An 11,657-nucleotide genomic window follows, 5' to 3' on the forward strand; every position below is an offset into this window, starting at 1 on the left:
GATTGGCCGCGGTGCCAGTCGCGTTTTTGTGTGCCTAAAAGGCTGTTGTAGCAACGATTGGCTGAATGTGTGTCAAGACCGCTTGACAAGCCATGCCCTGCGCGGTATTCTAGCTCTCGTTTTTAAAAGCGGGGGCGGTGCCGAAAGGCGGTCTTGAGCCGACAGGTAGCCTAGCTCTGCTGAATGATTCATAGTAAATCAATGGTGTCACGCCAGTCCGCGGCGCCAGGGGGAGTAGACATGATCGAGCAGGAAGCTTTGGGGACCGTGGCCCAAGAAGTGGCCACTATCGCGTACCCAAGTTTGGCGGGGTTGCATTGCCCGCATTGTGAAAGCACGCAATTTGTTCCGGTGAAATTAGCGCATAAAAAATTGCGGATGAAAATGGTGATGGCGGACAACTCCGTGCAGCCGGTGCTGTACCGGCCGGCAGAGCTACAGTGTCTCGAATGTGGGCGCCGCTTTGAAGCCATTCCGCATGAGGCAGCCGTAGCTGAACGCTTGGCGGCGCCACACACGCTGACCATTACCCGCGAGAAAAATCGCCTCGCCAGCACGGTGTATGTGATGATTAACGGTTATGCCGCTTGCTGCCCGATTGAAAATGGCGAAACCATTCAGCTGGAATTGAACGTGAAGGATACCTATATCTTCATCGCTTCCGGCCTGAAGAAATTCGATCGGCAGAACGTCTTCCACGTGCAGCTGACGGATACCGCGCCCGATCCTGAAATCAGCTTCAAGTTCCATCCTCAATTCCTATAAACCAAGCAACCGCCGCTGAAGCCCAGCGGCGGTTTTTGAATCAAAAGCCGCGCCTTGACGACGCGGCAGGTGAAAGCTTATTCAAACATCTTCTTGGTGGCCCGCAGCAAGGTTGGAATATCCTTATCGTAGCGCGGCGTGTCCACCAAATGACTCATTGGAATGCCGGCGAAGTGGTACGCGGCGATTTCGCCGGAACGGACAGCACTTTGCTCGGTAAAGACCATTTGGTAAGGCTGCTCAACGAATTCACCGGTGAAGGCCAAGTTGGTTGAGTGTGCCGGAATCACCAGCGGCCGGTCGGACTTGGCCCGGTTGTTGAACAAGGCGGAAGCATATGGCATGTAAACCGGGATGCAGTTGATCACAGAGTCCATGATCGCGTCGGTCTTAGTCTTGATGTTGACTGGGCCAGGATCGACCATGCTCAGCTGACCAAGCAGTTCCTTGAGCATTTCTTCCCCGGTCATTTCGATGTACGGCTTCGGCACAAATTCACCGGTGCGCCGTGGATACAGGAAGTAGCCCCAAATGACACTTTCGTTTGGCTTTTGGGTGGTGAAGTGCGGCTGGTGGTGCACCACGATGGACATGTTGACGTCAGGCTGGCCCAGCGGCGTGATCGGCGCCGTGCTCAAGAAGGAGTTCAAGGCGTTGCCTGGTACCTGCGTGGTGATACGAGTGATTTCATTCAGCAGCACATGGTCCTTGGTGGTCAAAGTGAAGCTGACCCATTCGGACGCATCGCGATCGGCGAAGAACTTGTCCGGATCGCCCAGGTTGTAGAAGTGAGCTGCAGCCTTCTTCCACAGGGACGCCGCGATGCCATAGTCCATGTGCTCTGGTGCTGGCGTGTTGAAGTCGCCCAGCGTGGCTGAGTCGGTGATGGAACCATTGGTGAAAATCACTGCCGTATCGTCGTCAACGGCCACGTTTTCCACTTCACCGGAGTTGGCATCGGTGACTTCCAAGCCAGTGACGGTGATTTCGTCTTGCATCTTGGAGTCCTTGAAGGTCCAATCGGAGACGATTTTATCCAAAATAATGTTGACGCCTTGGTCTTGCAGATACTTGATCAAAGGCAACATGATGCTTTCGTACTGGTTGTAACGGGTGCGGTTAACGCCCACCAGATGCTCAATCTGGGTGAATTCGTACAACATCATGTGCATGTAGCGCCGCAGTTCCTGCGCGGAGCTGGCAGTGCGGAAGGCGAAGGTGGTTTCCCACATGTACCAGAAGTTGGTGGTGAACATGTGCGGATCGTCCTTGAAGTAGTCGGCGATGGACACATTGTTCAGCTGTTCTTCATCCTTATCCGGCATCATCACCAGTTTCGTCAGCAGCATGCGATCCTGATTATTCAAGCCCAACTTGCCGGCGTTCAAAATGCCATCGCCGCGGCGCAGCAGGCGCGCCTTATCGAAGGTGCGGTGCTTAGCATCAAAATCGCGCGTATCTTCCGCTGCGGTCATGCCTGGTTCGGTGACGGATTGTACCCGGCTCAGCAGGTCCATCAGATCCACATAAGTCCGGTAGTTCAGCATCCGGCCGCCACGCGCAACGAAGCCTTGGCTGTTTTCCACGGGGTGTTCCTTGTTCCAGTAGTCGGCGGCTTGCTCAGTAGCTGCGCTGCCGTCGTTAGAGCCGTGATCGTCCAGGCTGTAGAAGGTGATGGCACTGCCATCCCATTTGCCTTCCTGAATCAGATAGATGGCCGCGGCCATGTTGGCCAAGCCCGCGCCAATCATAATTGCTTTGTGTTTAATCATCAAAAAGCCTTCTTTCCTTAAGCCGAATGCCTAGTCGCGCTGCGATTCGAAAATCGCGTAGTCTTTGGCGTCATCGTGCCACCAGTCCATTTTCTTCAAGGTGTAAACCGTTGCCCCAACTGCGGCGCCAACGATTAAACCTAGGGTGAGGAGCGTGTGTGTTTTTTTCATCATTCAGACCACCTTTCTTTACGTTTTAAGTGTAGAAAGAAAACGCATGCAAAAAAATGGGCAACCTGCGGGAGTTGCCCAAAAAATGCTTAAGGAATGGTATGATTTCTGGCTGGCGCAAAGAAAAACCGCCCCAGCCGGCGCGGTTTGGTTAACCTAGTGTTTGCGCATTGTGAATGGCGTTTTGGACGGCGCCGGTGAGCATGATGTCGGCGCGATGCACCAAGGTCTTTTTCGGCACGGTCATGCCCTCCATCAGCCACTGAATGACCTGGGCCACAATCGCCAGGCCGAAGAAGTTGCAGATGTCATCGGTCAACGGCTTGGGTAGCGATGGGTCGGCGTCCTTGACCACCGAACGCACTAGGGCGTCGGCAACGGTCGCTAGCAGCTGCTCCAGCAAGTCGCGCGCTACCGAGTGGAAGGAAGCAATACAAAAGCTGCGGTTATCATCAATGTAGTCCAGCAACACCCGGTAAGCTTTTTGCCATTCGGTGATCTGGGCATACTTGGCCATTTGGGTCACGATTTCTTGGTCGTAAATCCAGGCCAGCAGCGAGTAAATGTCCTCGAAGTGGTAGTAAAAGGTGTTCCGGGTCACGCCAGCTTTGGCGGTGAGCGCACTGATGGTGATGTGATCCAGCGCGGTGGTGGCCATCATATCGCGCAAGGTGCGGGCGAGCACTGCTTTGGTGTCAGTTGCCATGAGGGCCTCCCTAAACGAGGGTGAGTTCGTTGTAGCCGAGCACCTTGATGCCTTCATCGGTGAGGGCGATGCGCGAAATCGAGCCGTTGCGCGGGCTGTCAGTGACGGTCCAACCATCCGGTTTGCCGAACTTGTCGATGATGCTGCGAATGGTGGTGCCATGGGTGACGAGAAGCACGTTGTCGCCGTTTTGGTTTTCATCCCGCAGGAGCTTGAAGCCTTTCTGCAGACGATTCCAGTAGGTCAGCGCGTTTTCGGCGTCATGGAAGGGGTCGGCCTCGTGCATGAAATCTTTAGACGCATCGACGCCGAATTTTTCAATCAATTCCTTGAAGGTGTTGGCGCCGTGCGGAGCGCCGACTGCGTACCACGTCTTCGGTGAATCTTCGCCTTCAAAATAGCCGTAGAATTGCTCGCGGAATAACGGGGTGGCGGTGAGCTGCACCGGGCTGTTGAAGTTCTTTTCCAACACGAATTCCGCGGTGCGCGTGGCGCGCGTGGTGTCGCTGCAGTAAGCGTGGGTGAAGGTGATGTGGCGCAAGGCCTGGCCGGCGCGCTTGCCATCGGCGATGCCTTTGTCGGTGAGCGGCGAGTCGGACCAGCCTTGCATTTTGTTGAATTTGTTGAACCACGTTTGGCCGTGGCGAACCATGTAAACCGTGACCGTTTTCATTGTGCTTACCTCCGCGTTTTGTTACCTCTAGTTTAGCACATTCTTGTTCTGGATTCGGGACCGTGGGTTGCGGCGAGGGGGCTCCGTTTGGAGGGAGTGCTGGCTGTGCGGCCGCGGGCGACGGTGAGGGGGCTCCGCCTGGGGCGCGCGGCCTGCTGTGCGGCCGGTCCGAGCCGAAAACCGGTCTCGGGCCTAAAGTTGGAGCCAGCCTCGCTTTGCTCGATGCTGTCTTCAACTTTGCCGCGAAGAGGACTGGTCAGCCTGAAAACCACAGTCTGACTAGTCCTCTTCGTTTCACTGCTGGCCGCACGCCCCAAGCTCCACCCCCTCACCGCCACCCGCTCGATAACAGTAGCGCTTTCGACTACACTAACCGTGCGCTGGCTGGTTAAGCAAACAGACTGTCATCTTTAAGCCAGTCTTGCAGTTGTTTCTCGGCGCGGTTCAGCCAGTCAGGTCGAACCAACTGGCCAGCTTGGCCAAAAGCTTCGATCAGCTGGTCAGCGAAAGTGAGCAGTTGGGTCAGACTGGCTCGAGTCGCTTGCAGTGTGGCCTGGTTGTACGTGGCAGCGAGCATTTGCTTTTCGTTGGCGGTTAGCCGCGGCCAGAGGTTTTTGCCGTTCACGCCAGGGTCGAATTGGCCGTGGTCGTGAATAGTTTCGCGATAAGCCAGCAGAAGCAGGAGTTGCGGGCGCAGGTGTTGGTTGAATTGTTCATTGGCGTAGAGGAGATTACGCCGGCCGAGGCCTTTGACCACATTGCCGGCGATCCACACCAGCTCGTTGACGGTGGCGTCATAGGCCGCTTGACTGGGTACAGGGAGAAAATGACTGCCGGCGTCGGTGGTCGGTGGGTCGACCGGTTGGCCTTGACGCCAGACGATACCATTGAGGTGGTCGCCGGCGAGGTACGCGGGCATGTCTTCAGCTGGGGCGAGCTTGAAATCTACCCGCCGCGTGCCGGGGTAGCGGGTGAGCCAGCATTCCCAGCGGGCAGAGGCGTTAAAGAGTTGCTGATGGGTGAGGTGTTGCACCAACGTTGGTTCGCCAAGGGCCTTGATCCAAGTGGCACCATTTTCTCGGGCGGGATCCTGGCAAAATAAGGTGACATCAAGGTCCGTCCAGGCGTCTGGTTGAAGTGTCGGGTTATTGCTTGAGCCTTCTGTGCCGATGGCCACGATATTGGGATTCTTCGCGGCCAAGGCAATGAGGGTTTGTAAATCGGTCATGAGCATCCTCCAAGGTTTAAAAATAGCCAACTTAACAGCAGGGGCCGCTAAGTTGGCTAATCGGATTAATCGTTAAAGTTACCGGTTTCGACGTCCTGGATGAATTGCTTCAGGTGGGCGAAGTAAACTGGTGCGTTGTCGATCATGTGGTGATGACCGCCATCTGGCGTGGTGACGAGGCGGGCATGCGGAATTACTTCGGCCATGCGTTGCGCTGAGCGCATTGGAATGGTTTCATGTTCCCCAAAGGTCAGCAAGGTTGGCACGGTGATGTTGTGGATTTGGTCGCGAATGTCCCAATCCTTAAGCTTGCCGGTGACAACGAATTCATTGTCGCCTTGGAAGGCGTTGTAAACCGCGGTGCCGGTGGTATCAATCAGGTGAGAGATGGCCGGTGGCTGCTTGCGGTCGACGTAGCCTTTGTTCAAAATATCGACAAAGCCTTGGTACTTCGGATCTTTCCAGTTACCTTCAGCTTCGACCTTTTTCATGTAAGCCACAGCGGAAGGCGGCAGCGCCTCTTCGCGCACGAGATTGATGTGTTCAACATATTCGTCGATGTTGTCGATCATGGACGAGATGATGGCGCCTTTCAGGTGTTCGCCGTACTTGAGGGCGTAAAGCTGCGTTAACGCACCGCCCCAGCTTTGGCCGATCAGGTAAAAATGGTCTAAGCCAAGCTTTTGGCGCACTTCTTCAACTTCACCCAGGAAATAATCCGTGGTCAGGTACTTGGCCGCAATTTCTGGGTCGGAATAGTCGGGCTGGTCGGAGTAAAAACTGCCCAGCTGGTCGTACATGTGGACCTGGACGCCAAGGTCGGCGAGTTCTTCGCCGAAGTTTTCCCAGTATTCGTGGTTGCCGCCAGGGCCGCCATGCAAGCAAAGCAAATGAATGTCGCCTTCGCCTTGTGTGTTGGTCCAAAGGTGGTAGCCGTTATCAAGCGTTAAAATCGTGGTTCCTTGCTTCATGTTGGTCACCGCATTTCATTAGAATAATCTCATTGTAGCACGCCGCTCTTAGTTCTGCTTCTCAAACTGGGCGCGGATTTGCGCAATGCCTTTTTTATCCCCAGAGAAAATAATATGGTCGCCGAGGTGAATCTGGGTGTCGCCATGCGGGGCGATGAAATGGTTGTCCCGGAAAATCTGACTGATGGTGATATCGTTGACGAACGGCAGGTTTTTGACTTCGAGGCCAGTGAAGCGCCGGTTGTTGACGACAATTTCGAAAATACCGGCTTCGGTGTCTTCCAAAATCTTCAGCGTCGATGGCGTTTCGATTAGGCTACGGAGCATGGCAATGTTGGTTTCAAAGGTGTTGTAGATTTCCACGCCTTGCGCGGCCAGGTCATCGTATTCGGAATCGCTGGCGTTTTTGGCTTCGAAGCGCGCGATGATCCGCGGTACCTTCGCTGCCAGCGCCCATTTGGCCAGCGCCACGTTTTTGGTGTGGTCAAAATAAGCCAAGGTCACAATGTCGGTGTCAAAAGCGTGGGCCTCCCGCAACGTGGCCTCATCTAACTGCGGCAGCAGCGTGACATCAACTTCGGAGTTGTAGGTTTTGTACTTTTCCGGGTCGTCGGTGTACAGGTGCACGTCATACAAACCCTTGCTCAGCTGCTGGGCAATCGGCACGGTGGTGAGGTTGGCCCCGATGAAGTGCACGCGGGTCTTCTTGAAGTCTTCTTTTTCCGCAACGTAGAAGGTGTTGAACAAAATCGGCGACACGATACAGGTGATTACCGCGGCCAGCGTGAAGGCACCGCTTTGAGTGGTGCTGATAATGCCAAGATTGCGGCCCACGGACAGCGCAGGGATGACCAGCGTGATGGTGGTGGACGTCAAAAACGTTCCCGCCAGCGCGTTATGCTTGCGGAACCGCAGCATCAAAAGCGGCACCAGCGCGACCTTGGCGGCGAAGAAACCAATCAGCAAAATCGGAATCAGCGCCAGGCTCTTAGGCTCCTGCAGCAGCTGCCGCAGGTCCATGTTGGCCCCGGTCATAATGAAGAAAATCGGAATGAAGAAGCCGTAACCTAGTGACGTCAGCTTGTCTTGCGTTTCCTCGCGCGGTTGCAAGAGCTTCATCACCATCCCAGCCAAAAAGGCCCCGAGGATATTTTCCGCGCCGACTGACTCTGCCACTGTGACCAAAGTGACAATGAGGAAGAACGCCAACCGAATGTCCAGCTGGGTGGTGCTTTTATCGATTTGAGCGAACCACTGGTAAGGTTTGCGGAACCGGAGCAGTAACACAATCGCCGCCAGAAAAATCAACAGGAGTAGCCAGACACTGCGCGAGCTGGTGCCGTTGAGGTTTTGGTAAACGGTCAAGGCAATCAGCGGTAGCACCTCGCCCAGTGCCGCCAGCAGCAGAATGGTTTGGCCGAAGGGTTTGCTGAGCAGCTCTTTTTCCTTCAGCGCCGCAATGACCACACCCAGCGCCACCGTGGCGAAAATAATCGCCGCGAACACGACATGGGAATACAGCCCCATTAACTTGAGCAGATAACTGAAGGCAAGCGCGACGAGAATGATACTGCCGTAACCGAGAAAAGCGAGCTTAGCGATGCCGATTTTGCCGGTGGTATTTTTCTGCGGTTTAAATAAGGAAAAGTCGATTTCCATCCCGGACAGAAAAATCAGCACAATCACGCCCAAGCTGCGCAATTCCTCCAGCACGCTGTTGGTGGCCACCCAGCCCAGCAGACTTTTGCCCAGCACGATACCGACGATGATCTCCGCCACCGCGGTGGGCACGCTGTGAATGTTGAACCGCGCCATCAGTAGCGGAATGAGCAACGCCGCAAACAGCACGACGAGCAGGGATGTACTTTCCATAAAACATGCCTCCCAAGCAAAGTTGAGCTTATTTTACCGCAACTTGGCCCGACGTGCTTGCGCCTGCGCGGTCGCGGGAGGTGGCGGTGGACTCCGCTTGGGGCGCGCGGCCTGCTGTGCGGCCGGTCCGAGCCGAAAAGCGGTCTCGAACCTAATTCTGGAGCCTCATTCTGAGTCTCCAGAATTGCCGCGATGAGGACTGGTCAGCCTGAAAACCACAGCCTGACTAGTCCTCATCGATTCACTGCTGGCCCCGCCCCCAAGCTCCGCCCACCGCCGCCACCCGCTAGATAACAGAAGAGTATGCGGGTTCATACTCCACGGTTCTGAGCCGCAAAAACTTTCTATTCTACTCAACACCTCGACCAGTTTGGGCAGCATCTGTAATTTAATACTGATTGGTCTATTACCGTGATCAGCCAGAAACGACAACAACTACCGTAGGGCAGGACAGCCGGAGCAGAAAGGGGCTCAGTGGTGAAATTGTTCTTAGCCAGTGGTCTTTACTGGCTTAGAACAAGCCGCGACTTTGAGACTCGCAGAGGCTCAAAGCGCTGGCCACCACGTTCCAGCCCCTTTCTGCGGAGGCTGTCCTGCCCGACCATTTCCCTGCAGAGAATCGTTGCGCTCCGGCTAAGACCGGTTCCCCTTCGCAGCCGGCCGCTTTGATTGCGAACATATTTCACAAGTGGTATGATAGTACAACGATTATTTTCAATTAAGGGGGCGCGCCCGTGGATAAAGAAAAGCAGTTCGAACAAGCGCATCTTGATCGGACAATGAAAGAACTAGACGCAGCCGATGATCGCCTGAGCCAGGAAATTGAGCGGACCAAAGCGGAAGAAACCAGTCTGAACAAGAACTTTTTTGCTGACACCTCAATTAACCTGTCCAATGACGCCGAAACCATCGAAACCGCGGCCAGCATCCAGCAGCAACAACAGCTGCTGGACGAGCGCAGCAATGCCTGGCGTCAATCCACCATGCAACTGGACACGGTGCGCCGGCTGAAGGGCAATCCCTTTTTCGCACGGATTGATTTTCAAGAAGGCCAAGAAAAACCCGAAACCATCTACATCGGCCTCGGCAGTTTCACCAACAAAAACGGCAAGTTCTTGATCTACGACTGGCGTGCGCCGATTAGTTCCATCTATTATGACGGCGGCTTGGGTAAGGTGACTTACCAAACGCCAGACGGCCCGCAAACCGTTGACGTCTCCTTAAAGCGCCAATTCGTTATCGAAAATGGCCAAATTCAAACCATGTTCGATACCACCGAAACCATCGGTGACCAGATGCTGCTGGAAGTGCTGAACGAGAAATCCGATACTCAAATGAAGAGTATCGTCACCACCATTCAGCGCGAACAAAACCAAATCATTCGTGACACCTCAGCTGATTTGCTCTTTGTGCAAGGGGCCGCAGGTTCTGGGAAGACTTCGGCAGTGCTCCAGCGGGTGGCTTACTTGCTGTATCGTTACCGCGGCAACTTATCCGCCAGTCAGGTCATCATGTTCAGCCCGAACCAGCTGTTTTCCGATTATATCGGCAACGTGTTGCCGGAATTAGGTGAACAGAACATGGTGCAGTTCACCTTCTATCAATATGTGACGCGCCGCGTGCCGAACATTCAGGTGCAAGATCTGTTTTCGCAGTTTGAGGCGAAGCTGACCAAGCCACAAAAAGCCATCGCCAAAGCCAAGGGCAGTCTGGCCTTTTTCAAGGCGACGGAGCAGTACGCCCAAACCTTGGAAGCGGCCAACATGCGCTTCCGCGACATCAAGTTCCAAGGTAAAGTCTTCATTTCGCGTAAACGCATTGCCGATATTTTCTATAGTTATAACGAAAACTATCACCTCGGCAACCGGCTGAGCGCCACCAAGGAACGGCTGCTGTCGATGCTGAACCGCAAAGTGGACAGCGAAATGAAAGCCGACTGGGTTCAAGACACCGTCGAAAACCTCTCGGAAGAGCAGATTCGCAGTTTGCAGGAAAATGGCCAGAAGGAATTCAAGGATTCCGACGCCGAGTACAAGTTCTACGCCCGGAAAATCGTCATTGACGCGTTTCAAACCATTCAGCAGTCCATTGTCCGCAATCACTTCCTGAACGTCCGGGCGCAGTATGTGCATTTCCTGCGGGAAGCGCCGCATTATCTGAATCTGGCCGAATACGGCCTCACCGCGGCTGAATGGGATGAAGAAGTCGACCAGTTTGTCGAAGCCTTCAAGGCCCGCCAGCTCACCATGGCCGACGCGACGCCATATTTGTACCTGTATGATCTGATGACCGGCCGCCACGGCGAACGCAATATGCGCTATGTCTTCATTGATGAAATCCAAGACTACACGCCGTTTCAGCTGGCTTACCTGCAGCGCAGCTTCCCGAAAGCGAAGTTCACCTTGCTTGGCGATCTCAACCAGGCAATTTTCACCAAGGAAAACTCGCACACGCTGATTGCCGATGTGTCCAAACTGTTTGATCCGGAAAAGACGCGGGTGGTGCAGCTGACCCGGTCGTACCGCTCCACCAAGCAGGTGACCGATTTCACCAAGGCCATTTTGAAAGCCGGCCAGAAAATCGAAGCCTTCAACCGCCAAGGGCCGCTGCCGATTGTGTACCAGCGCGCCGATGAACAGGCACTGCTGGCCACTTTGGTCAAGCAAATCAACATCGATAACGCCGCCAAGCAAACCACGGCCATCATCGCCAAGACCCTAGAAGCAGCGGAACAGGTTCAAGCCGAGTTGCAACAAGCCGGGGTGAAGACCACGCTGATTCGCTCTGAAAATCAGCGATTGGCCGCCGGCGTCATCGTGGTGCCATCGTACCTGGCCAAAGGGCTGGAATTCGATGCTGTGGTGCTGTGGCAAGCCAATGCCGCCAATTTCCACCATGAAGACGAACGCGAATTGCTGTACACCATTGCTAGCCGGGCGATGCATCGCCTGACCATTTTTGCCAGTCCCGCACTGTCGCCACTGCTAGCAGACGTGCCAACTGACCTTTACGAAATGAAGTGAGCTTATGTTGATGTCGGAAACCCTGTCGGTAACCACGCACCGGATTTTTCAGGGGCAAATGAATGAACACGCTAGCTTGTTCGGTGGCCAGACTGCGGCTTGGCTGGATGAAACTGCTAGTATCTCGGCGCATCGCTTTGCTCGCAGCAAAATGGTCACCGGTTCTTTGGACCGCTTGGTGTATGTGAAGCCGGTGCTCATCGGCCACGCTTTGACCTACACCAGCTTTGTCACCGGCTGCGGCAAGCGCTCGCTGGAAGTGTTCACCAAGCTGGTCGGGGAAGACCTCGACACCGGCGAGCAGTACCTGGCCGCTTGGAGCTTGATGACCTTCGTGATAAATTCCGGCAGCACCTTGCCAAGTCTGGAAGCCGACTTGCCGCTGGGCGCGGAGCTTGCGGCTGGTTACGCTGATCGCGTTGCCGCCAATCGCGCGGCGCGGCAGGCGATGCCGGACATTATCATCGACTAACCAA

The 11,657-nt window shown here is 54.8% G+C and carries 10 protein-coding genes; 3 read left to right on the forward strand and 7 right to left on the reverse strand.

Features of this window, described 5'->3' with window-relative positions:
* Window positions 1-240: 240 nt before the first annotated feature.
* The gene (locus tag AAA927_RS06915; RefSeq protein ID WP_338216948.1) at window positions 241-765 is read left to right on the forward strand and encodes a hypothetical protein; all 525 of its coding nucleotides are present in this window, start codon (window positions 241-243) and stop codon (window positions 763-765) included.
* Between the two features lie 77 nt (window positions 766-842).
* On the opposite strand, the gene AAA927_RS06920 is transcribed toward AAA927_RS06915, so the two are convergent.
* The 7 genes from AAA927_RS06920 to AAA927_RS06950 all read right to left on the reverse strand — a co-directional run bounded on the left by AAA927_RS06920 (window position 843) and on the right by AAA927_RS06950 (window position 8,158).
* A complete protein-coding gene (locus AAA927_RS06920; protein ID WP_338216954.1) occupies window positions 843-2,537 on the reverse strand; it encodes an oleate hydratase in 1,695 nt (564 codons plus the stop codon).
* Between the two features lie 30 nt (window positions 2,538-2,567).
* Window positions 2,568-2,711, reverse strand: coding sequence for a hypothetical protein (locus tag AAA927_RS06925; RefSeq protein ID WP_164507849.1), 144 nt, complete (start codon window positions 2,709-2,711; stop codon window positions 2,568-2,570).
* 148 nt (window positions 2,712-2,859) lie between these two features.
* Window positions 2,860-3,414, reverse strand: coding sequence for a TetR/AcrR family transcriptional regulator C-terminal domain-containing protein (locus AAA927_RS06930; protein ID WP_338216955.1), 555 nt, complete (start codon window positions 3,412-3,414; stop codon window positions 2,860-2,862).
* Between the two features lie 10 nt (window positions 3,415-3,424).
* Window positions 3,425-4,087 (reverse strand): histidine phosphatase family protein, encoded by a 663-nt coding sequence (locus AAA927_RS06935; protein ID WP_125580006.1) that lies wholly within the window; start codon window positions 4,085-4,087, stop codon window positions 3,425-3,427.
* 388 nt (window positions 4,088-4,475) lie between these two features.
* On the reverse strand, window positions 4,476-5,315 hold the full coding sequence (locus AAA927_RS06940; RefSeq protein ID WP_338216959.1) for an aminoglycoside 6-adenylyltransferase: 840 nt from the start codon (window positions 5,313-5,315) through the stop codon (window positions 4,476-4,478).
* A 65-nt stretch (window positions 5,316-5,380) separates the two neighbouring features.
* Window positions 5,381-6,286 (reverse strand): proline-specific peptidase family protein, encoded by a 906-nt coding sequence (locus AAA927_RS06945; protein WP_338216961.1) that lies wholly within the window; start codon window positions 6,284-6,286, stop codon window positions 5,381-5,383.
* A 48-nt stretch (window positions 6,287-6,334) separates the two neighbouring features.
* Window positions 6,335-8,158: a monovalent cation:proton antiporter family protein gene (locus AAA927_RS06950; RefSeq protein ID WP_338216962.1), complete on the reverse strand. Its 1,824-nt coding sequence runs from the start codon at window positions 8,156-8,158 to the stop codon at window positions 6,335-6,337.
* Window positions 8,159-8,892: 734 nt separating this feature from the next.
* Here AAA927_RS06950 and helD point away from each other — a divergent pair.
* Window positions 8,893-11,181 (forward strand): RNA polymerase recycling motor HelD, encoded by a 2,289-nt coding sequence (gene helD, locus AAA927_RS06955; protein WP_275403564.1) that lies wholly within the window; start codon window positions 8,893-8,895, stop codon window positions 11,179-11,181.
* A 4-nt stretch (window positions 11,182-11,185) separates the two neighbouring features.
* On the forward strand, window positions 11,186-11,653 hold the full coding sequence (locus AAA927_RS06960; RefSeq protein WP_338216965.1) for an acyl-CoA thioesterase: 468 nt from the start codon (window positions 11,186-11,188) through the stop codon (window positions 11,651-11,653).
* The last annotated feature ends 4 nt before the right edge of the window (window positions 11,654-11,657 follow it).

Origin of the sequence: Lacticaseibacillus salsurivasis, assembly GCF_036246225.1 — a bacterium.
GTDB classification, from domain to species: domain Bacteria; phylum Bacillota; class Bacilli; order Lactobacillales; family Lactobacillaceae; genus Lacticaseibacillus; species Lacticaseibacillus salsurivasis.